General features: G+C 60.5%; 20 protein-coding genes and 1 pseudogene. 5 read left to right on the top strand and 16 right to left on the bottom strand.

From position 1 onward, the window contains the following. Nucleotides 1–28: 28 nt before the first annotated feature. Nucleotides 29–1,069: an anthranilate phosphoribosyltransferase gene (gene trpD, locus FEF26_RS03370; protein ID WP_138252132.1), complete on the top strand. Its 1,041-nt coding sequence runs from the start codon at nt 29–31 to the stop codon at nt 1,067–1,069. A 6-nt stretch (nt 1,070–1,075) separates the two neighbouring features. Here the strand turns inward: trpD and def are convergent, their stop codons facing one another. The 5 genes and pseudogenes from def to FEF26_RS03345 all read right to left on the bottom strand — a co-directional run bounded on the left by def (nt 1,076) and on the right by FEF26_RS03345 (nt 5,455). Then, nucleotides 1,076–1,687, bottom strand: a complete 612-nt coding sequence (gene def, locus FEF26_RS03365) for a peptide deformylase (RefSeq protein WP_138252131.1) — start codon at nt 1,685–1,687, stop codon at nt 1,076–1,078. A 67-nt stretch (nt 1,688–1,754) separates the two neighbouring features. After that, nucleotides 1,755–2,156, bottom strand: a complete 402-nt coding sequence (ctaF, locus tag FEF26_RS03360) for an aa3-type cytochrome oxidase subunit IV (protein WP_138252130.1) — start codon at nt 2,154–2,156, stop codon at nt 1,755–1,757. Further along, a pseudogene (gene ctaD, locus FEF26_RS03355) lies at nt 2,156–3,912 on the bottom strand (aa3-type cytochrome oxidase subunit I). Before ctaD ends, ctaF begins: the two are co-directional and overlap by 1 nt. Before the next feature lie 2 nt (nt 3,913–3,914). Then, nucleotides 3,915–4,769, bottom strand: a complete 855-nt coding sequence (gene ctaC, locus FEF26_RS03350; protein ID WP_138252178.1) for an aa3-type cytochrome oxidase subunit II — start codon at nt 4,767–4,769, stop codon at nt 3,915–3,917. A 281-nt stretch (nt 4,770–5,050) separates the two neighbouring features. Continuing rightward, nucleotides 5,051–5,455 (bottom strand): HesB/IscA family protein, encoded by a 405-nt coding sequence (locus tag FEF26_RS03345; RefSeq protein WP_138252129.1) that lies wholly within the window; start codon nt 5,453–5,455, stop codon nt 5,051–5,053. 108 nt (nt 5,456–5,563) lie between these two features. Here FEF26_RS03345 and FEF26_RS03340 point away from each other — a divergent pair, with 108 nt between their 5' ends. Then, nucleotides 5,564–6,184 (top strand): DUF3043 domain-containing protein, encoded by a 621-nt coding sequence (locus FEF26_RS03340; protein WP_138252128.1) that lies wholly within the window; start codon nt 5,564–5,566, stop codon nt 6,182–6,184. A 34-nt stretch (nt 6,185–6,218) separates the two neighbouring features. On the opposite strand, the gene FEF26_RS03335 is transcribed toward FEF26_RS03340, so the two are convergent. Then, nucleotides 6,219–7,310, bottom strand: coding sequence for a quinone-dependent dihydroorotate dehydrogenase (locus tag FEF26_RS03335; protein ID WP_138252127.1), 1,092 nt, complete (start codon nt 7,308–7,310; stop codon nt 6,219–6,221). Nucleotides 7,311–7,370: 60 nt separating this feature from the next. On the opposite strand from FEF26_RS03335, the gene FEF26_RS03330 reads away from it, so the two are divergent. After that, the gene (locus FEF26_RS03330; protein ID WP_166432897.1) at nt 7,371–8,429 is read left to right on the top strand and encodes an alpha/beta hydrolase; all 1,059 of its coding nucleotides are present in this window, start codon (nt 7,371–7,373) and stop codon (nt 8,427–8,429) included. Here FEF26_RS03330 and FEF26_RS03325 read toward each other — a convergent pair whose 3' ends face one another. The 10 genes from FEF26_RS03325 to hrcA all read right to left on the bottom strand — a co-directional run bounded on the left by FEF26_RS03325 (nt 8,430) and on the right by hrcA (nt 19,083). Further along, nucleotides 8,430–9,248 (bottom strand): isoprenyl transferase, encoded by an 819-nt coding sequence (locus FEF26_RS03325; protein ID WP_138252125.1) that lies wholly within the window; start codon nt 9,246–9,248, stop codon nt 8,430–8,432. Between the two features lie 21 nt (nt 9,249–9,269). Then, the gene (gene recO / locus FEF26_RS03320) at nt 9,270–10,019 is read right to left on the bottom strand and encodes a DNA repair protein RecO (protein ID WP_138252124.1); all 750 of its coding nucleotides are present in this window, start codon (nt 10,017–10,019) and stop codon (nt 9,270–9,272) included. 164 nt (nt 10,020–10,183) lie between these two features. Beyond that, on the bottom strand, nt 10,184–11,929 hold the full coding sequence (gene leuA, locus FEF26_RS03315) for a 2-isopropylmalate synthase (RefSeq protein ID WP_138252123.1): 1,746 nt from the start codon (nt 11,927–11,929) through the stop codon (nt 10,184–10,186). Between the two features lie 247 nt (nt 11,930–12,176). Then, nucleotides 12,177–13,169, bottom strand: coding sequence for a GTPase Era (era, locus tag FEF26_RS03310; RefSeq protein ID WP_138252122.1), 993 nt, complete (start codon nt 13,167–13,169; stop codon nt 12,177–12,179). A 9-nt stretch (nt 13,170–13,178) separates the two neighbouring features. Next, nucleotides 13,179–14,555: a hemolysin family protein gene (locus FEF26_RS03305; protein ID WP_138252121.1), complete on the bottom strand. Its 1,377-nt coding sequence runs from the start codon at nt 14,553–14,555 to the stop codon at nt 13,179–13,181. Beyond that, entirely contained in the window at nt 14,552–15,052 is a 501-nt protein-coding gene (ybeY, locus tag FEF26_RS03300; RefSeq protein ID WP_138252120.1) for an rRNA maturation RNase YbeY, read from the bottom strand. Before ybeY ends, FEF26_RS03305 begins: the two co-directional genes overlap by 4 nt. Next, nucleotides 15,049–16,086: a PhoH family protein gene (locus FEF26_RS03295; protein ID WP_424991717.1), complete on the bottom strand. Its 1,038-nt coding sequence runs from the start codon at nt 16,084–16,086 to the stop codon at nt 15,049–15,051. The genes ybeY and FEF26_RS03295 overlap by 4 nt, the downstream gene beginning before the upstream one ends. Nucleotides 16,087–16,135: 49 nt before the next feature. Continuing rightward, entirely contained in the window at nt 16,136–16,918 is a 783-nt protein-coding gene (locus tag FEF26_RS03290) for a 16S rRNA (uracil(1498)-N(3))-methyltransferase (RefSeq protein ID WP_138252119.1), read from the bottom strand. Continuing rightward, nucleotides 16,915–18,036 (bottom strand): molecular chaperone DnaJ, encoded by a 1,122-nt coding sequence (dnaJ, locus tag FEF26_RS03285; RefSeq protein ID WP_138252118.1) that lies wholly within the window; start codon nt 18,034–18,036, stop codon nt 16,915–16,917. The genes FEF26_RS03290 and dnaJ overlap by 4 nt, the downstream gene beginning before the upstream one ends. A gap of 12 nt (nt 18,037–18,048) precedes the next feature. Then, on the bottom strand, nt 18,049–19,083 hold the full coding sequence (hrcA, locus tag FEF26_RS03280; protein WP_138252117.1) for a heat-inducible transcriptional repressor HrcA: 1,035 nt from the start codon (nt 19,081–19,083) through the stop codon (nt 18,049–18,051). Nucleotides 19,084–19,133: 50 nt separating this feature from the next. Here hrcA and FEF26_RS03275 point away from each other — a divergent pair, with 50 nt between their 5' ends. Together FEF26_RS03275 and FEF26_RS03270 are read left to right on the top strand one after the other, a co-directional pair. Beyond that, complete coding sequence (locus FEF26_RS03275; protein ID WP_138252116.1) at nt 19,134–20,009, top strand: DUF3097 family protein; 876 nt, start codon at nt 19,134–19,136, stop codon at nt 20,007–20,009. 140 nt (nt 20,010–20,149) lie between these two features. After that, nucleotides 20,150–20,551, top strand: coding sequence for a DUF4870 domain-containing protein (locus FEF26_RS03270; RefSeq protein ID WP_243730387.1), 402 nt, complete (start codon nt 20,150–20,152; stop codon nt 20,549–20,551).

Below are 20,551 nucleotides of genomic sequence, written 5' to 3'. Positions count from 1 at the left end.
GTGCCGGGACCTGACTATTGTGGTCACTATGACTGTTGACGAGCTGACTTGGCCTGAACTTCTTGAAACGTTGCTTGCCGGAAATGACCTCACTTCTGAGACGGCGAGCTGGGCTATGGACCAACTCATGAGTGGCGAACTCGACGAGGCTCAAATCGCTGGTTTCTTGGTCGCCCTGCGCGCCAAAGGAGAGTCGGGCGCCGAGTTGCTGGGACTCTCAGAGTCAATGATGAGCAAAGCAGTACAGATTTCCGTCAGCGGTCCCACTCTGGACATCGTGGGAACTGGAGGAGACAAGTTGGGCACGGTCAACATCTCCACGATGAGCTCGCTAGTGGCTGTGGGTGCTGGCGCCAAGGTCATCAAACACGGCAACCGTGGGGCCTCCACAACGGCCGGAGCAGCTGATGTGATCGAAGCTCTCGGGGTCAACCTCGATGTGTCAACGGCGAAAGTTGCTGCTGCCGCCGAAGAACTGGGCATCACGTTTCTGTTCGCCCAGCAGTTTCATCCTGCGATGCGGCACGTGATGAAAAGCCGACGTGCCCTGGGTATCAGGACTGTCTTCAACTTCTTGGGACCCATATCCAACCCTGCGCGTCCCACCGCTCAGGCGCTTGGATGCGCCAGTGAGCGGCTTGCCCCACAGATGGCTCAGTCTTTGGCCGCGCGGGGTACCAGGGCGCTGGTCTTTCGGGGGCAGGACGGCCGCGACAAGATCACGACTTCTGCGGCGACTGATGTCTGGGAAGTACGGGACGGTTCCATCACCCACACTGAACTTCGGCCAGAGGACGCTGGAGTCCCTAGGAGCACCGTATCGGACCTCCGGGGTGGCGATGCCGCCCATAACGCCCGCATTGTGCGCGATGTCCTTGGAGGAGCTGAGGGGCCCATCCGTGACGCTGTGCTGCTCAACACGGCGGCTGGGCTTGCTGCACTTGAGGTCTCTCCCGAGGGTGACTTGGTCAGCCGACTCAGGGCTCATATGGAGAGCGCAGCCGAATCGATCGACTCTGGTGCGGCTTCTCAAGTGCTGCGCGAGTGGGTGACGTTCTCCCTGTCCTGAGCAGCTTCAGTTGTTGGTCGTGGGGGTTTCCTCAGCGTCGTCCTCGTGCCCAAAGGGGTCGGGATCTACGCCGGGCATCCATGAGTTACCGGGCACGTTCCATCCCTCACGTTTGACGGCTTTCTTCCACCGTCTGGCGTAGCGGTCACGTAAACGGTTGACATAGAGACAACCATCCAGGTGGTCGTACTCATGCTGGAGGATGCGGGCAAACCAACCGGATGCTTCGAATCTGACCACATCACCGTGGGGGTTCAACCCAGTGATCTCCACATGATCGCTGCGTTTCAGCGGGAAGGTGTAACCCGGTGCCGAGAGACAGCCTTCGACCTCATCGTCTGGATCTGGCGCTTCCTGCGATACGCGACCAATGATTCTCAAGCTGGGATTGAGCAGCACTCCGCGCTGGGGAGCCTCGCCCGTATCCGGGTACTTCCAGTTGAATATTCGAAGACCTATGCCGATTTGCGGAGCCGCCAAACCGACACCATGTGATGCGTCGAGGGTGTCGTCCATATCATTGATGATGCGAAGTAATTCATCATCTATCGTATGAACTTCCTCGGCACGACGATGGAGAACCGGCTCGCCATAGATGACGATCGGGCGCACGCCCATGGGGCCTATCCTCTCGGTGAAGTATGCTCGGAATTCGCAAGTACGTGCCTAGCCACACAGTGGCCTGTCAGTGGGCGTAAGTCTTGCGGTTTCCTTCCATCACCCATCCAGTCACGAAGAACACAGCAGGGATGCAGGCCAGCAGAAACACCCACCAGTCGATCGCGAGGCCGAAGAACAGGAAGGCCAAGCTGAAACCTAGGCCAAGCGGCCACCAGCTCCATGGGAAGAATTGGCCGTAGTTTCCGGCCATATCTGCCACTTCGCCCTCTGGGTTGTCGCTGTCCATGGCGCCATGGTGCTTATTGGCGGACCTCAGGTACCACCAGAGCATAAATCCAAGACCGGCAGTCAGCAGCAGCAGGGGGAAGCCTGCCAGCTCGTCGAAGCCCGTCAAGAAACCATAGATGAAAGCGACGATGAGGCAGAAAAGGCCGATTCCACCGAAGATGACGATGTTGGTCTTCATCAGATACCCGCCTTATCTTTCTGGTCAGCAGGTCCGAACACCTTGCCAGCCGGAGTATTGACACTGTGCCGTTCAGAGAGCTCCGGGTGGTGGAGATCCAAGGCAGGACGCTCGGACCGAATCCGGGGCAGGGAGTAGAAGTTGTGCCGTGGGGGCGGGCAGCTCGTTGCCCACTCCAAGGATCCGCCGAAGCCCCAGGGATCGTCCACAAGGACTTTCTTGCCCTTGCGGTGGGTGATCCACACGTTCCAGAAGAACGGAATCAGAGAGGCACCCAACAACATGGAGAACACTGTGGAGAACTGGTTCATCGCAGTGAAGCCGTCTTCCACCATGTAGTCGGCGTAGCGTCGCGGCATGCCCATGACTCCGAGCCAGTGCTGGACCATGAAGGTGCCGTGGAAACCGATGAAGAGCATCCAGAAGTTGATCTTACCGAGACGTTCGTTGAGCATCTTGCCGGTCCACTTGGGCCACCAGAAGTAGAAGCCTGCGAACATCGCGAAGACCACAGTGCCGAAGACCACGTAGTGGAAGTGAGCCACGACGAAGTAGGTGTCAGAGACGTTGAAGTTCAGCGGCGGAGNGTGTCAGAGACGTTGAAGTTCAGCGGCGGAGACGCCAGGATGATTCCGGTCAGCCCCCCGAAGAGGAAGGTCACCAGGAACCCGAGACTCCAGAGCATGGGCGTCTCAAAGGTGATGGAACCGCGCCACATGGTGCCGATCCAGTTGAAGAACTTCACACCCGTGGGCACTGCGATCAGCATGGTCATCAGCGCGAAGAACGGAAGCATCACGGCGCCGGTGACGTACATGTGGTGCGCCCAGACCGTGACAGAGAGCGCTGCGATGGCGATGGTGGCGTACACCAGCCCCTTGTACCCGAAGATGGGTTTGCGGCTGAAGACCGGCAGGATCTCCGAGATGATGCCGAAGAAGGGCAGGGCGATGATGTACACCTCCGGGTGTCCGAAGAACCAGAAGAGATGCTGCCAGAGGATCGCTCCACCGGACTCGGGATCGAAGATGTGGCCGCCGAAGCGCCGATCGAGTCCGAGACCGAACAGCGCCGCCGCCAGCGGGGGGAACGCCATCAGGACCAGGATCGAGGTCACCAGCGTGTTCCAGGTGAAGATCGGCATCCGCCACATGGTCATACCCGGGGCGCGCATGCAGATGATGGTGGTGATGAAGTTGACGCCGCCGGCGATGGTGCCGAAACCGGTCAGCGCCAGCCCGAACACCCAGAGGTCTCCGCCGACGCCGGGAGAGTATGTCGTGTCGGAGAGCGGAGCATAGGCGAACCATCCGAAGGAGGCCGCACCCTGAGGTGTGAGGAAACCGGCCACAGCCACAGCTGAGCCGAAGAGGAACAGCCAAAAGGCAAGGGCGTTCAAGCGCGGGAAAGCAACATCCGGGGCGCCGATCTGCAGCGGCATGATGACATTTGCGAAGCCGGCAAAGAGCGGAGTGGCGAACATCAGCAGCATGACCGTGCCGTGCATGGTGAACAGCTGGTTGTACTGCTCCTTGGTCTGTAGGAACTGCATACCGGGCTCAAAAAGTTCTGCGCGGATGATGAGTGCCATCACCCCGCCCATGCAGAAGAACAGGAAGGAGGCGATCAGGTACATGTACCCGATGGTCTTGTGGTCGGTGGTCGTCAACCAGCTGACGACGATCTTCCCCTTGGAGACCGGAACGGACCGTGAAGCCTCGCGTGAGTCGTCGGAAGAATATTCCATTGTGGTCATGATTAGTCGTCCCCTCCGGTCAGAACGTCGGAGTCGTGAAGGTTAACGTTGCGGTTGTACTCATCACCCAAGTGGCCTTCTTCAAGTCCATCGAGGTATGCGGTGAATTCGTCTTCCTCGACCACTTCCACGTTGAAGAGCATCTCTGAGTGGTACTCACCGCAGAGCTCGGCGCATTTGCCGTCGAAAACGCCGGTTTCCTGCGGGTTGAGATAGATATAGTTGGTGCGCCCGGGAATCATATCGCGCTTCTGGAGGAAGGCCGGGACCCAGAATGAGTGAATGACGTCGCGGGACTTCAGCTCGAAAGTGATGTCGTGATCGACCGGGAGGTAGATGGTCGGCAGCGTCTCGCGCACACCTTCTTCTCCGGTGAGGTGCGCCTGGACCCCGGTGTCGTAGACCTCGTACTCCGTGCCGTTGGCTGCCGTGTACGTGTAGTTCCAGTCCCACGACCACTGCTTGCCGTAGACCTCGATGGTCATATCGGGATTTTCGTAGGGCTCATCGATCGAGCGCTGGACCTGGTCCGTGTAGAAGAAGAACACCGCCACCATGACCAGCGGCACCAGGGTGTACATGATCTCCAGTGGGATGTTGTAAGCCAGCTGGCGGGGATAGCCGGTCTCCCCTTTTCTGCGCCGATAGGCGACCATGCACCAGAGCATCAGCCCCCAGGTCAGCACACCCACGGCCAGAGCGGCGATCCAAGAATTGACCCATAGGTCCGTGATCTCGGGTGTGTTGGACGTGGTGTCGCGGTCACCAGGCAGCCAGCCGCGGCGCGCAGGGTTATCCTCTGCACATGCGGTGAGCACAAGGAGCGCCACACCGGCCAGGGCCAGCGACTTCGCCATGCGGCTGAAGTTGCCGGTTTGTTTCTGCGAAGAACTCACAGACGGCCCTTCCTCTTTCAGTTGTGTGCGAGTGAATCGCGCACTATCACTTGGGTCTCAACCACTGCCAGGGCAGTGATCAGCGACATCTTTACGCTGAAGATAAGACTACTACGACTTGTAGAGGCAGCGCTGGACCAAGACACCCCGCCACGTCGCCCGATCAAGCAGAAACCCGCGCCCCTCCGGGGAACGCGGGTTTCAATGTGACTTCTACATTACGTAGTAGAAGACAGTTGTACTTAGTGGAAAGAGTCGCCGCAGGCGCATGACCCACCCGCATTTGGGTTGTCGATAGTGAACCCCTGCTTGGAGATGGAATCCTCGAAGTCGATCGAAGTACCTTCCAGATACGGCACGCTCATCTTGTCAACGACGACTTCGACGCCGTCGAATTCACGAAGCGCATCACCGTCAAGTGTGCGTTCATCGAAGTACAGCTGGTAGATCAGGCCGCTGCATCCACCTGGCTGCACAGCAACCCTCAGGCGGAGGTCGGTGCGTCCTTCCTGCTCCAGCAGCGACTTGACCTTTTGGCTGGCAGTCTCAGAAAGCTCCACTTGGTGGGGGGCGAAACCCTCAACCTCTGAGCCGCGGACATCAGCAGCTTGGCTGGTCTCAGTTGTTTCCGGTGTGGCAGTGCTCATTCTCTCCCCTTACATCATGGTCTTCGGCCAGTGCCTCTTGCACAGTACCAACGTCGGGTCACCACGGGGCATTCCCGCGGGGTCTCCAGACCCCAGTACACTGATCTCGTGCTTGGTTTCAGGAAGAAGAGTCAGACGGACAATGCGGCCCAAGAGGCTGCCGCCGCCCGCGAAGCGGAGGAGGCTGCTGCCGCCCAGCGGAAACGCACCCCCGAGAAAAAGGGGGTTCCGACCCCGAAGCGGCGGGACCAGGAAGCAGCGCGTCGTCGACCCTTGGTGCACAATGACCGCAAAGCTGCGCGGGCTTCTCAGCGTAAAGCCATCCAGGAACAGCGAGCCAAGATGCGTCAGGCCATGGAGACCGGTGAGGAGAAGTACTTGCCTGCCCGTGATCGTGGCCCGCAGAAGCGCTGGATCCGTGACTACGTTGACGCTCGACACGGAATCGGTGAGTGGTTACTTATTCTGGTGCTGGTGTTCCTCTTCGCATCGTTCCTTCTGACTGATGAGACGCGCGCTCTGACGTCATATCTTTTGTTCGTGCTGATGCTGGCCGTCTTCACCGAGCTGTTCTGGGTGGGGCGGAAGACACGCATAGGCTTGGAGGCCAAATTTGGTGTGGGGAATATGGAGAAAGGTTCTCGCTTCTACGCAGCGATGCGAGCTCTTCAGATGCGCCGCCTGCGGCTGCCGAAACCCATGGTCAACCGGGGCGAGTTTCCCAGCTAGACGCAGTTCACAGAGTTCCCGTTAGTGCTGACCTCTAGCTCACTGTTGAGTGCCGCAGCGCACGCAGGCCCTTGTTGATGCGCTGTGCCCACAATGGGCCTTCGTACACGAAGCCGGTGTAGCCCTGGACTAAGGTTGCCCCGAGCCGGAGGCGCTCTGCGACATCCTCTGCGGTTACCACACCGCCAACGGAGATCACGGCCACATCTTCTGGGAGGCGATCTCTGAGTCGGACAAGAATCTGCTTCGACCTCTCAACGAGCACCGGCCCACTGAGACCTCCTCCTCCAGCCTCCGCCACCTCAGTCTCGGGACTCCTGAGGCCACTGCGCGAAATCGTCGTATTCGTAGCAATGATCCCGTCTAGATTCATCTCTGTCACTAGGTCAGCGACGGCGTCGACATCGGCGTCGATAAGGTCGGGGGCAATCTTTACCAGCAGCGGCACATTGCGTCCGGCGGCGGCGTCGGACTCTTCCCGCACCGCCCGCAGAAGGGGACGCAGCGCCTCTATGTCTTGTAGCTGCCGCAGACCGGGCGTATTGGGTGATGAGACGTTGACGACCAGGTAGTCAGCTACGGGAGCCAGAGTTCCGGCAGAGAGCAGATAGTCGTCCACCGCTCCTTCGAGGGGCACAATCTTGGTCTTGCCAATGTTCACGCCCACAATGGGTGCATGCCGCCCGGCGCGTTTCAGCTGCGCGATCTGGCGAGTAGTGCGTGCTAGTCGCCGACGCACGATGGTGGCGCCGTCGTTGTTGAAACCCATACGGTTGACCAGTGCCGAGTCCTTCACAAGGCGGACGAGTCGGGGTTTAGGGTTACCCGGCTGAGCCTGGGCGGTGACGGTCCCAATTTCGATATGCCCGAACCCCAGCGAAGCCAATGGCAAGACTGACAGGGCGCCCTTGTCGAACCCGGCAGCGAGACCGAAGGGAGACGGAAACGTCATACCCAGGGCCTCAGTTTTCAGCGAAGCGTCCGGTGCGGTGAGTTTCTCCAAAAGCGGTCCAGCTCCGAGACGGTGCGCCAGCCGGAGACCAGTGACAACTATATGGTGAGCCTTTTCGGGGTCCATTCGGGAAAACACGGTGCGGAAAGCGAACTGATACATAGGAGCCGGCATGCCTCAGATCCTATCGTCCACCCAGCTACTGCCCAGCCACCCTTGGCTAGACTTTTGCTTATGACGGTTGAGCACGAGCATCGGGTCCACGACTCCGGGGAGGGCACCTCCAGACAACACGGACTGGCTGAACTGAGCCAGGAACTGCTCCCGGACTCCCCTCCGAACGAATGGGTCGATGATTACCTGCCCGGCTGTTCGCGGATGACACTTCCCCTAGGCGAGGATTTCGAAGGATCTGTCAGCGCCACACTGGTGCGCTGCAACCAGGACCCAGAACCGGGATCAGCCCTGCCTCCTGTGCTGCAGATTCATGGTTGGACCGACTACTTCTACAACTTGCCGATGGCTTATCAGTGGATCGGACGTGGCCACCGGTTCTATGCCCTAGACCTGCGCAAATATGGTCGCAGCCTGCGCGAGCACCACACTCCTGGTCACATTGACGACCTCACCGAATACGACGCCGAGATCAATGCCGCATGCGCTGTGATAGCCCAGGAGAACCCCGAGTCCCCTGCTCCGGTGATCAACGCTCACTCCACGGGCGGACTCGTGGCCGCACTGTGGGCTGAACGTCATCCGGACAGTGCCTCAGCGCTCGTGCTCAACTCTCCTTGGCTGGAACTGCCCGGCCACTCCCCTGCGCGCGCTGCTGCGGAAGGTATCGTCACACCGCTCAACCGAGTGAATCCGACCGCTGAGCTGAAGGTGCCCCGGCCGGAGAACTACTGGCAGTCGATGTCTTCGCTGGCTAACGGTGAATGGGACCTCCACCCGCTTTGGCGACCGCGCGCGTCCTTCCCGATGACTATGGGGTGGCTTAAGGCGGTGTTTGCTGGTCATCGACGTGTGCGCCAAGGCCTGCAGTTGGACACTCCAGTTTTGGTGCTGCTCGCTGAAAAGTCGGCTTTCAGAACGCAGTGGAGCGAACAATTTCAGGAAAACGACAGCGTGCTGGACGTCGAACTGCTGGCTCGCCGTTCGCATAAGCTCAGCCGGAGAGTCACTATAGTGAGGATTCCGCGCGCCATGCATGACGTGTTCGCATCCTCTGAGCAGGTCCGCATGTCTGCCTTCCAAGAGGCATCGCGGTGGCTGCGAGGCTACGTCGGCTGATTAGGAGTCGCGAATTTTGTCCACCGCCGCGCCGTACCGCCTGTCGCGTTGCGCGTAGGCCTCTATGGCTTTCCACAGTGTGGTCCGGTCCACGTCGGGCCAGAGCGTGTCCATGAAGACGAACTCAGCGTAGGCGGACTGCCACAGCAGAAAGTTGCTCAGCCGCTGCTCCCCCGATGAGCGGAGGAAGAGATCCACATCGGGCACATTGGGCTGTTGCAGATGCGCGGTGATAGTCGATTCGCGGATACGCTTGGGGTCCAGATCCCCAGAGGCCGCACGCTCAGCGATGCGGCGGACCGCGTCAGTGATCTCTGCGCGTCCTCCATAGTTGACGCACATGGTGAGAGTCACTCGTGTGTTGTCTTTGGTGAGTTCCTCAGCGGCTTGGAGCTCTCTGATGACCGAGCGCCAGAGTTTGGGCCGCCTGCCGCTCCACCTGATCTGCACTCCCCAGGAGTTAAGCACATCACGTTGGCGGCGCAGGACGTCACGGGAGTAGCTCATGATGAACCGCACTTCCTCGGGGGAACGTTTCCAGTTCTCCGTGGAAAACCCGTAGACACTGACATGCTCGACGCCCGCCTCTATGGCGCCTGCCATGACTTCCATCAGACTGCGCTCACCGGCTCGGTGACCTTCGGTGCGCGGTAGTCCCCGTTGATTGGCCCAACGCCCATTGCCGTCCATCACCACAGCGACATGCCGCGGAGTCAGCGCAGCGGGAAGCTTGGGCGCCTTCGCGCCGTCGGGGTGCGGCCAGGGGTCCTGGTAGCGGGCGGCGTCGCCCTTTGCTCGGCGGGGATTCACAGAATTCATTGTGCCAGTCTTCTGGCGCGATCAGTGGGCAAAAGCCCTGAGGGAAGTCAGTCTTCGTTCAAGATGGTGCTGGGCGTAGTCAGTGACCACACCTACCGCCTCGTGCCGGATATCGGGGGCGGCTTCACCGGTGGCGTTCCAGTGGCCGTGCTGCAGCGCATGGAGAAATTCTGCGGTTCCTTCCGGGACGGTGCGTGTCCCGGGTGGTCGGCATGCCGGACAGACGGGGCCACCGGTTCCGGCGTGGAATCCGGTGTGTGACCCAGGCTCCCCGCAGCTGACGCAAGCAGTCCATGTGACAGCCCAGCCAGCCTCACTCAGGGAGCGAAGCAGATATGAGCCAAGGACGAGGTCCGGGCTGTGCACTCCGCGGGCAAGAGCCGAGTACGCACCGTGAAGCAGATCGAACTGGGAGCGTTCAGCGCCGCTTCCTGTGTCAGTGAGCCGCTCTGCTACTTCAGACATTGCCGAGGCCACCGTGTACTTGTCATAGTCAGCCGCGATCATGGTGCCGTAGGAGCTGCGTCCTTGGGCCTGCGTGATGATGTCGAGGTTCCGGCCATGGACGAACTGAATGTCCGCCACCATGAAGGGCTCCAATGTCGCGCCGAACTTTGAGGAGGTACGGCGGATTCCCTTGGCGACTGCGCGAACCAGGCCGTTGAACGGGGTGAGCAAGGTGATGATCCGATCAGCTTCGCCCAGTTTGTGGGTGCGCAGCACGATCCCGATGTCGCGGTAGCTGCGGGAAGCGAAGGTGGAACCTGCCATACGTCTCAGCATATGCCCGGTCCCTGGTGGCGCGTTGAAGGGCCCTGTTCCTCGCGGGTCACGTCTCTGCGCTGGCACAAATGTCAGATGTCACGCCTGAGCTCGGGCAAATGCGGCCTAGAACGTGGTGAATTGACATCTGTGCCAGTGCAGCCTGGAGACTCTTAGGAATCGCGGATAGCGCGGTTCACTGCGGAAAAAACAGCCTGCAGGGAGGCCAACGTGGTGTTGTAGTCGATCCCCACCCCCCAGAGGACACGCTCCCCCACCGCGAGTTCCACAAAGCTTGCAGCTTGTGCGTCGCCGCCTGAACTCATCGCGTGCTCGGTGTAGTCGAGAAGGCGCACGTCAACGCCCTCTGCTGCCAGTATTCGCAGGAGGGCGTCAATCGGCCCGTTTCCGGCTCCGGTGATTGTCCGCGGCGTTCCGTTGGTTTGAAGTTCCAGATCCATGGAGAATCCCCCGTCTGCAGTCGATGAGGTCTCCACTTTTCCCAACCGGTAGTGGCCCCACTGCTTGTCCCCGTCGTCAGCTGGAAGGTATTCGTCCTGGAACATCTGCCAGATCTCCGTAGGTGTGACCTCGCCACCCTGAACATCAGCACGGCGCTGAATGACCCCAGAGAACTCAATCTGTGTCCTGCGCGGAAGTTCGATTCCGCGCTCGGCCTTCAGCACATAGGAGACCCCGCCCTTACCAGACTGGGAGTTGACGCGGATAACGGCCTCGTAGCTGCGGCCGATGTCTTTGGGGTCGATCGGCAGATACGGCACGCCCCAGGTGATGTCCTCACGGGCCCGACCCTCGGACTCTGCGCGGGCGTCCATATGGGCGAACCCCTTGTTGATGGCGTCCTGGTGGGAGCCGGAGAAGGCGGTGAAGACCAGATCTCCGCCATAGGGGGAACGCTCCGGAACGGGCATCTGGTTGCAGTGCTCAACTGTGCGCCGGATCTCCTCCATATTACGGAAATCGATCTCCGGGTCTACACCTTGACTGAACAGGTTCATTCCCAGGGTCACCAGATCTACGTTGCCGGTGCGCTCACCATTGCCGAACAGGCAACCCTCAATCCTGTCGGCCCCGGCCTTGTAGCCGAGTTCAGCGGCGGCCACGCCGGTGCCGCGATCATTGTGCGGGTGCAGCGACAGGATGATCGCCTCCCGAGGCTGCAGATTCCGATGCATCCATTCGATAGAGTCCGCGTACACATCGGGTGTGGCCATCTCAACGGTTGCGGGAAGGTTGATGATCACCGGCTTCTCTGCTGTGGCGCCGAGGACTTCCACCACCTCATTGGAGATGTGGGCTGCGAAGTCCAGTTCCGTGCCGGTGAATGACTCCGGGCTGTACTGGTAGACGATCTCGGTCTCCGGCTGGTCAGCTAGCAGCTGCTCTTCGAACTTCTTGCACAACCGCGCACCTGTGGTCGCAATGTCCACGATCCCGGCGCGGTCTTGTTTGAAGACCACTTCACGCTGGAGAATTGATGTGGAGTTGTAGAGGTGAACGATGGCACGGGGCGCCCCCGCGATCGCTTCGAACGTGCGCTCGATCAGGTGTTCCCTGCACTGGGTGAGGACCTGGATGTAGACATCGTCAGGGATCTTGCCCTGCTCAATGAGCTGCCGCACGAAGTCGAAGTCTGTCTGTGATGCTGAGGGAAACCCGACTTCGATTTCCTTGTACCCCATGCTGACCAGGAGATCGAACATGCGGTGTTTACGTTCAGGGCTCATGGGATCGATCAGAGCCTGGTTACCATCCCGCAAATCGACGGCGCACCAGCGGGGGGCCGCGGTGATGACCTGGTCTGGCCAGGTCCGGTCCGGAACGGAGACCGTGATCTGGTCCTGGAACGGCACGTACCGCTGGAATGGCATTGGTGAGGGTTTTTGTGGCGTGCGCATGGCGAACTTCCTTCAGTCTTGGGGCTGTGCGGTGAAGACCGAGCGAACCGGATCAGAAACCGGTGAGTCTCCGCAGCGGGGATTCGGCCTTGAGAAGCTCTTGCCCGTGACTTAGCGCGGCGCAAGCACTTCCCCGCTGCGGCGGAGAAGTAGTAGCTCAAGTAGCGCACGCTGCTGAATAGACTGCACCCTTCGAATTTAGCACATATGAGAACGGCGACGCCTCGGCGCGAGTTTTCTGCCTGCCCTAGAATCCGAGCCGGTTGAGCTTCTTGGGATCACGTTGCCACTCTTTGGTGACTTTGACGTGCAGGTCGAGGTAGATCGGTGTTCCCAGGAGTTTCTTGATACCTTCGCGGGCCCCGCTGCCGATCTGCTTGAGACGTGAGCCGCGATGGCCAATGATGATGGCCTTCTGCGAATCCCTCTCCACATGGATAGTAGCGTGAATATCCAGCAGGGGTTTATCGGCTGCGCGGCCCTCCCGCGGCAGCATTTCTTCCACTGTGACGGCGATCGAGTGCGGAAGCTCGTCACGCACGTCTTCCAATGCGGCCTCACGGATCAGCTCGGCGATCATCACCCGTTCGGGTTCATCGGTCAGTTCACCGCTGGGGTAGAGCGGAGGGGAGGTGGGCATCATGGTGATGAGCTCGTCGGTGACCACGTTGGTCTGGTCGCCACGGACAGCTGAGACCGGAATGATGCTCGCAAATCCATCAGCCTGTCGACCCTCACTCGACAAGTGCTCGCGCCCAAGCTGGTCAACAGCTATGAGCTGCTCCGCCAGGTCAGCCCGCGGGACTTTGTCGGTCTTAGTCACCAGGGCCACCACTGGCTTATGCGGCAGCTTGTTCAGTTGGCCGGCGATGAAACGGTCTCCGGGGCCGATCTTCTCATCCGCGGGGATGCAGAAACCGACCACATCCACTTCGCTGAGGGTGTCAATCACCAGGTCGTTCAGGCGCGACCCCAGAAGTGTCCTCGGCCGGTGCAGACCCGGGGTGTCCACCAGGACCAACTGTGACCCGGGAGCGTCGTCGGTCTGGGGCCGGTGCACGATGCCACGAATCGTGTGCCGCGTGGTCTGGGGTTTGGAGCTGGTGATCGCCACCTTCTCCCCCACCAGGGCGTTGGTCAACGTGGACTTCCCTGCGTTGGGCCGCCCGACAAAGGACACAAAGCCCGCCCGGTAGTTGTCGTTGTACTCAGGGAACTCCTGCAATACGTTGTCAGTCATCTCATCCACCTATCTGGACGCTTCTGCGGGCGCTCGGTCAGAGTCCTGGCGGGTGGCATCATCTTCATCTCCCGTTCCGACCCCGCCGCGGGCTCCGCGGCGATCTTCATGCTCCCAGGCCAATACGTGAGTGACACGGTTACGGCGACCGCCCAGCCGGTCTGCGTGGAGGACAACACCATCGATCTCGACTTCGGATCCGGCAATCGGCACGCGGCCCAGCATCTTCGCCAGCAGCCCACCGACTGTGTCCACGTCTTCCTCATCGTCGAGGTCAAGCCCGAACTCCTCAGCGAAGTCGTCAACGCTCATTCGCGCTGACAGCCTGAGCCTGCCGTCCTCGAGCGCCTCAACTTCGGCGTCCTCACGGTCATACTCGTCAACGATTTCGCCGACTAGCTCTTCTATGAGGTCTTCCATAGTGACCAACCCTGCTGTGCCGCCGTATTCATCTATGACGATCGCGACGTGGGTGGATTCTCTCTGGAGTTCCGACAGGAATTCTCCGACGGACTTGGACTCCGGGACATACCGGACATCTCGTTGGAGCTCCTCAACCCGGATCGAAGAGGAGGTCCTGCCGGCGTAGACCGAAGGTGCACGGCCTGTTCTGAGCATGTGTTCCAAGAAAGCGACATCCTTGAGATACACCATGCCGGTGATGTCATCTGCGGAACCTCTGATGACTGGCATGCGTGAGTACCCGGAGCCCAGAAACAGAGTCATGGCCTCGTCCAGGTCTGCCTCAACTTCGATGGTCACCATATCGGTGCGCGGGACCATGACGGAGCGGACTCGTGTGGTGGACATGTCCAGCACAGACTCGATGAGTTCGGCTTCTGAGTCCTCAATAACATCGGATTCATTTGCCCTGGCTATGTACTCCAGCAGCTCGTCGTCGTCAAAGAAGCCCTGATCTGAGGCCGTACCAGGCAAGATTTTCCCACCCACCACGGACAACCACACCGGTATCGGGCCCAGGGAAATCCTGAGTCCTCGGACCATGCGGGCAGTCGCCGAGGCCAGGCTGAGGTGATGGGCTCGTCCGATTTTCCGTGGTGAAACTGCAGCGGAGAGCACGCCTATAAGCGCGAGCACGGCGCCTGCCACGACTGCACCGAGTTCGACATCTCCGATGAGCCGCACTGAGGAGATCGTCATGAGCACTATCGCGGCGGTGGTCAGCACCCACCGCCAGATCTGCAGGGCAAGCGTATGCGGCACAGGCTGCTCCAGGATGTGCTCCACGGATCGGGAGCCGTCCCGCTGGGCGATATCCTCAGCTTCTTTGCGCGTCAACCGGATGAAGGCTGCCTCAGCCGTTGACAGGAGGAACACGAGGATCGCAGCAGCAATTGCAGCGCCGATCAGCAGTGGGGTGATCACGCCTGCGCTCCCTCAGCGCCTGTGGGCACTGGTCCTGGTCGGCCGAGGTACTTTTCCAGCAGTTGGGCTTGAAGCCCGAACATGACGGTTCGGTCCTCGGAGTCCTCGTGGTCATAGCCGAGCAGGTGCAGCACCCCGTGAGTCGTCAGCAGCAGGAGCTCATCACCGAGTGAGTGGCCTCCCGCGTGGGCTTGAGCTGCAGCGACGACGGGACAGAGAACGACGTCGCCTAGGGTCCCGGATGCCACTGGCTCCTGAGCTGAACCTTCGGTCAATTCGTCCATGGGAAAGCTCATCACATCCGTGGGCCCAGGGAGACCCATCCATTCCACGTGCAGCTGCTCCATCTGGGGCTCGTCCACAAGACTGATGGACAGTTCGACCTTGGCTGTGAGGTAAAGCTCAGCGAAGAGATAAGCAGTCAGGTCCACTAGGTCGGCGCAGTGCTCGGCGGTGATGAGCGGACTGGCTGAGGCGTCGTCGACAGTGACGGTCATCGTCGCTTTCCGCCGCCCCTCCGTGTGTGTGAGTCTGCGGCGAGCTGCGCGTTCTGATGCTTCTCGTAGGCATCGACGATGCGTCCGACAAGTTCGTGGCGGACGACGTCCTGGGAGCCGAACCGTGTGATGGCGATATCCTCGACGCCGTCAAGGATGCCGAGCACGGTCCGTAGCCCGGAATCTGTTCCGCGTGGGAGATCAACCTGGGTAATGTCACCGGTGACCACGATCTTGGAGTTGAAGCCCAAGCGGGTCAGGAACATCTTCATCTGCTCGGCGGTGGTGTTCTGCGCCTCATCCAAGATGATGAAGGAGTCGTTGAGCGTTCGGCCCCGCATGTACGCCAGGGGTGCGACTTCGATCGTCCCTGCCGCCATCAGCTGGGGGATCGACTCTGGTTCGATCATGTCGTACAACGCGTCGTAGAGCGGGCGCAGGTAAGGGTCGATCTTGTCGTTGAGCGAGCCGGGCAGGAAACCCAGCTTCTCTCCAGCTTCCACAGCAGGGCGGGTCAGGATGATCCGCTTGATTTCTTTGGCCTGCAAAGCCTGTACGGCTTTGGCCATTGCCAAGTAGGTCTTGCCGGTGCCTGCTGGGCCAATTCCGAAGATCACCGTGGACTCGTCGATGGTCTCGACGTATGTCTGTTGGTTCCCCGTCTTAGGACGGATGGTGCGCCCTCGGTGGGAGAGGATGTTGGTCGCCATCATGCGGGCGCTGGTGGGAGCGTCTTGGGCCCGCACCATAGTGGCGATCTGCTCGACGATCTCCTCTGTGGCTGTGCTTCCAGAGGCTGCGAGCGTCTTCAGCTGGGTGAGGATCTCCACCATGGGGTTAACGTCCTGTGCGGCCCCGGAGACCGTAATGAGCTGGTCCCGAAGCCCAATGCTGGCCTCCGGATACAGCCCGGCGAGGATGCGCAGAGCCATATCCTGCACACCAAGGGTGCGGAACATGGTCTCGGCGTCGGCGAAGTGGACCTCGCGCTCAAAAAAGGTGGGAGTAACAGTCTCGGTAATCTGATGCCTCACTTGGTTGATGTGTCAGTCCTTCTAGGATACGTGGGTTCGTGCAGACTTCCTATGCCCAGTCCCAGCGGCCTAGCAGTAGTTGGGCCGCAACTACTGCGGCAGGTCCTGCAGTCGAGCTGCGCAGCACGTTTCGGCCCAGTCGAGCCGTCAGGGTCCCGGCCGCTGTCAACTGCGTCAGCTCACGATCACTGATTCCACCCTCAGGACCCACCAGCAGATGAAGTTCCTCGACTTCTGTTTCAGCTTCCAGGGCACCGGCTGCGGCCAGGACGCTGCTCAGCGAAATTTCTTCGACTTCGTGCAGCGCCACTGCCGCGATGCCTGGGGCCTGCTGAATGTGCTGACAATATTTCCCTGTCGTGACCAGTTCACGCACCTCCGGCAGCGAGGTGCGACGCGTTTGCTTCGCCGCACTGCGCGCCGTGTTGACCCATTCGGCGTGTTTCTTCGCCTCACGGCCGGCCTTCCACTTGGCGACGGAGCGTTCGGCGTCCCACGGGATGATGGCGTCGACTCCGAGCTCTGTAGCGGATTCCACGGCTTGGAGGTCTCGTTTTTCTTTAGCCAGCGCCTGAACCAGGACCAGACGTGGCTTGAGACTCGGCTCGTCCTCTACCTCGCGCACCTCAACGGTGACTTCACCAGCGCCGGAAGCGACGATGATCCCTTCGATTCGCCGCTGCTGGGTGTCCGAGAGGTGAATCAACTCCCCTGCCCCGAGCCGCATCACTGTGGCCGCATGGTGTCCTTCGGCGCCGGAGACGACCACTGTTGAACCTGGTCCAACAGTGTCGAGCGCCCCCGGAAAGAGGTGGAACAGCGGTGCGGTCACACAGATTCCCAGGCTTCGCGAAGTTTCGCGAACATTCCCTTGTGCTCGGTGCTCGACTCGCCCTGTTTTTCTCCGCGCTCTTCTGCGAGCATCTTGAGCAGTTCACGCTGCTTGTCCGAGAGCTTGGTCGGGGTATCAACTTTGAGGTGAACCTTGAGGTCTCCTCTGCCCATACCTCTCAGATGCGCCACGCCTTTGCCACGCAGGGTGAGGACTTCCCCTGACTGTGTGCCTGGTTTGACCTCGAGGCTCTCTTCACCGTCGAAGGTGTCCAGAGTGACGTAGGTGCCCAGCGCCGCCGAGGTCATGGGAACGTTGATTGTTGCGTGCAGATCGTTGCCGCGCCGAGTGAAGACGCTGTGTGGCCGGATGTCGATCTCAATGAAGAGGTCACCTGCGGGGCCGCCAGCGATGCCGGCCTCTCCTTCACCGGCCAAGTGAATTCGATTTCCGCGGTCCACACCTGCGGGAATCTTGACCTTCAGTGTCTTGCGCTCACGCGCACGTCCCTGACCGTCGCACTCCTGGCAGGGGTCTTCGATGATGTTGCCGAACCCGGAGCAACGCGCACAGGTCTGAGTTTGAATCACAGTGCCGAGGATCGAACGCATGGGCCGCTGCGTCTGACCGGCTCCCTTGCAGTCGGGGCAGGTTGTCGGTGAGGTGCCGGGCCGCATGCAGGATCCGTTACACACTGAGCAGGTCTCAGCGGTCTCAACCTCAACCTCTTTGGTCACTCCGAAGACCGCATCGCGCAGATCAATGCGCACGCGAATAAGGGAGTCTTGGCCGCGGCGGGTCCGGGAGGCCGGTCCGGCTGAACCGCCGCCGAAGAACGTTTCGAAAATGTCCCCGAACCCACCGAACCCACCGGCACCAGCGCCGCCGAAGCCGGCTGGGCGTCCATTCGGATCCCCAGTGGTGTCGTAGCTCTGCCGCTTCTGAGGGTCAGAAAGCACCTCATAGGCTTGCCCGAGCACCTTGAACTGCTCTTCAGCGTCATCGGCCTGATTCACATCGGGGTGCAGCCGGCGAGCCTTCTTGCGGTAGGCCTTCTTGATGTCCTCGGTGGATGCGCTGCGGTCAACGCCCAGCGCCTCGTAGTAGTCAGTTGCCATTTGGTGCGGTTCTCATCCTTCGGAAAGTATTCGTGACAGGTAGCGTGCCATAGCTCGAACAGCCGACATCGTGGAGCCGTAGTCCATGCGGGTCGGACCGACGACGCCAAGCTTTGCGCCGTCACCGGCAGATTTTCCAGTGGCGTACTCGGCGGCCACCACCGCAGTTTCCTGGAGCGATTCGTGGGAAGTCTCCTGGCCGATCCGTACCGAGAGCCCTCGCCTATCGTGCTGCATCTCATGCAACAACCTCAGCAACACCACTTGTTCCTCAAGCGCTTCGAGAATCGGTCCAATCGACGGCCCCAGGTCACCGCCCGACTTGGCGAGGTTAGCAGTCCCGGCCATGATGATGCGATCCACTCGCCCACTTTCCAGGATCGTTTCCACTGCGTGTGCCACCACAGCCATCGTGGGCTGCAAGGCCGGTTCGACGGCGGAGATCAGAGTGTTCACCGGTATCGGCACCGCTGATGCTGAGCGCCTGTAGAGCTGTTCGGAAACTTTCAGCCCGACCCTGTGCAGTGAATCTTCATCCGGTGTCTCCGCCAGCGTCACCATGCGCTGCTCCACTTTTCCTGTGGAGAGAATCACAATCACAAGAGCCTTCTGGGCGGACATAGGCACCACATCAACGTGACGGATGGTCGCGGAGGTGTGCTGCGGGTGCTGAATGACTGCCACCTGGTTGGTGAGCATGGCGAGCAGGCGCACGGTCTGCTCCATGGTCGCTTCATGATCATCCGCGGTTTCGGCGAGGATGTCCATGGCGCGGCGCTCGGCGCGGGACAGGGGCCTGACCTCGGTGATGCGGTCTACGAAGAGCCGGTAGCCGCGATCAGTGGGGATGCGGCCCGCCGAAGTATGTGGCGCAGCAATGAGCCCTTCTTCCTCCAGCTGCGCCATGTCATTGCGGATGGTCGCCGGAGAGACTTCCAGATTGCGTCGTTCGACCAGGGCCTTGGATCCTACGGGCTCACGAGTTTGGACATAGTCCTCCACAATCGCGCGCAGCACCTGCAACCGCCTGGTACTGGTATCGGACATGGGACCTCCTGGCACTCTCAAAGCTCGACTGCTAATTCTACAATGTCAGCATGAGTACACCTTTCCCCACCGACTGGAGCTCCTGGGGAGCCCAGGATGTTTCAGAACGACGACGCTCTCAGCAGCGGACTCTGCCCAAGGTCCCGGCGACCACTGGTTTAGAAGTGGAGGAGCGCAGTTCTGGGTGGGTCGGCGTCGTCGTAGGTGTTGAAGCCTCCGGTGGCATGAAGGTGGTTCGGCTCCGCGACTACGACGGTCGGGAACGTGGATTTCCCCTTGGATTCGGTTTTTTGGTCGATGAGCAGCCGGTAGAACTCACCGCCCCCACACGGAGCTCACAGCCATCCGGACGCCAACGCACGGCGTCAGGTTCGTTCGCTTCCGAGACTCCCCAACGGGCTCGGATGGCCCGCGCCTCTCGCATCTGGGTGGAGGGCACTCATGACGCAGAACTGGTGGAGAAGGTGTGGGGTGATGACCTCCGCCAAGAGGGAATCGTGGTGGAGCCACTGCACGGCGCCGATGATCTGGTGGCTGCTGTCCAGGAGTTCCAACCCGGGCCCGAACGCAGGATCGGAGTGCTTCTGGATCATCTGGTCAAAGGCTCCAAGGAGTCACGGATTGCTACGGAGACGATGCAGCAGGTGGGGGCGGCCGGCAACGTGCTGGTGTTGGGCCACCCTTACGTAGACGTGTGGCAAGCGGTGAAGCCTCAACGTGTGGGCCTTCAGGCTTGGCCTGACATTCCTCGGGGAACCGACATCAAGGTGGGGACACTGAAGGCTCTGGGGATGCCAGCATCGAACCAGCGGGACATCGCCCACGGTTGGAAACAGATCCTCAGCCGAGTCCGCAGTTACACCGATCTGGAGCCCAGCCTGCTCGGCCGGGTCGAGGAACTCATCGACTTCGTCACAGTTCCCTGAGGTGGAGGCCAGCACGTGAGGCGAGGCGCCACAAACACACCCCGGGCAGAGTCAGCCTCCATTAAGGTGAGCGCTCTAAGATGAGAGCAGTATCCGACGGTCGAGGACCCGCAGAACCCAAGAAAGGCATGAGAAACCCAGTGACCACACAGAACGGCAAGCAGAGGGCCGCATCAAGCGGTACTCGACCCTCCACGTCAGCGCCAATGCTGACGAGGGAGGAAGACACCCGGTGGGCGATGATCTCGCACTTCGGCGCCGTTGCTGGCTGCATTCCTGCATTGATCATCTATCTGCTGCTTCGTGAGCGCGGACCTTTCACCGCTCAGGAATCCAAGGAAGCACTGAACTTCACTCTGCCCCTGACTGTGATTGTCCTGATCTGCTACGGCTTGGCGTTCATCCCCTCGATAGCCGCCGTCGCCGGTATCGGCGGTGTCCTGGTTTGGGCCTATATGGCGATCTCCGGACTCGTCGGCGGCACCGAGTGCAATAAGGGACGCCCCTACCGCTATCCGCTGAATCTTCGCCTGGTTCGCTGA

This window comes from Nesterenkonia salmonea, from assembly GCF_005771525.1.
GTDB lineage: Bacteria > Actinomycetota > Actinomycetes > Actinomycetales > Micrococcaceae > Nesterenkonia > Nesterenkonia salmonea.
The sequence above is the reverse complement of the archived record's forward strand: the minus strand, read 5'-3'. Positions and strand labels throughout refer to the sequence as shown.

Bases quoted from the DNA above. Each gene is read 5' to 3' on its own strand.
- ctaF (WP_138252130.1), bottom strand. From the start codon at position 2,156: ATGAAGACCAACATCGTCATCTTCGGTGGAATCGGCCTTTTCTGCCTC.
- dnaJ (WP_138252118.1), bottom strand. From the start codon at position 18,036: ATGGCAACTGACTACTACGAGGCGCTGGGCGTTGACCGCAGCGCATCC.
- FEF26_RS03275 (WP_138252116.1), top strand. From the start codon at position 19,134: ATGAGTACACCTTTCCCCACCGACTGGAGCTCCTGGGGAGCCCAGGAT.
- FEF26_RS03325 (WP_138252125.1), bottom strand. From the start codon at position 9,248: ATGAATTCTGTGAATCCCCGCCGAGCAAAGGGCGACGCCGCCCGCTAC.
- hrcA (WP_138252117.1), bottom strand. From the start codon at position 19,083: ATGTCCGATACCAGTACCAGGCGGTTGCAGGTGCTGCGCGCGATTGTG.
- recO (WP_138252124.1), bottom strand. From the start codon at position 10,019: ATGGCAGGTTCCACCTTCGCTTCCCGCAGCTACCGCGACATCGGGATC.
- FEF26_RS03330 (WP_166432897.1), top strand. From the start codon at position 7,371: ATGACGGTTGAGCACGAGCATCGGGTCCACGACTCCGGGGAGGGCACC.
- FEF26_RS03345 (WP_138252129.1), bottom strand. From the start codon at position 5,455: ATGAGCACTGCCACACCGGAAACAACTGAGACCAGCCAAGCTGCTGAT.
- ctaC (WP_138252178.1), bottom strand. From the start codon at position 4,769: ATGGCGAAGTCGCTGGCCCTGGCCGGTGTGGCGCTCCTTGTGCTCACC.
- FEF26_RS03335 (WP_138252127.1), bottom strand. From the start codon at position 7,310: ATGCCGGCTCCTATGTATCAGTTCGCTTTCCGCACCGTGTTTTCCCGA.
- leuA (WP_138252123.1), bottom strand. From the start codon at position 11,929: ATGCGCACGCCACAAAAACCCTCACCAATGCCATTCCAGCGGTACGTG.
- def (WP_138252131.1), bottom strand. From the start codon at position 1,687: ATGGGCGTGCGCCCGATCGTCATCTATGGCGAGCCGGTTCTCCATCGT.
- ybeY (WP_138252120.1), bottom strand. From the start codon at position 15,052: ATGACCGTCACTGTCGACGACGCCTCAGCCAGTCCGCTCATCACCGCC.
- trpD (WP_138252132.1), top strand. From the start codon at position 29: ATGACTGTTGACGAGCTGACTTGGCCTGAACTTCTTGAAACGTTGCTT.
- era (WP_138252122.1), bottom strand. From the start codon at position 13,169: ATGACTGACAACGTATTGCAGGAGTTCCCTGAGTACAACGACAACTAC.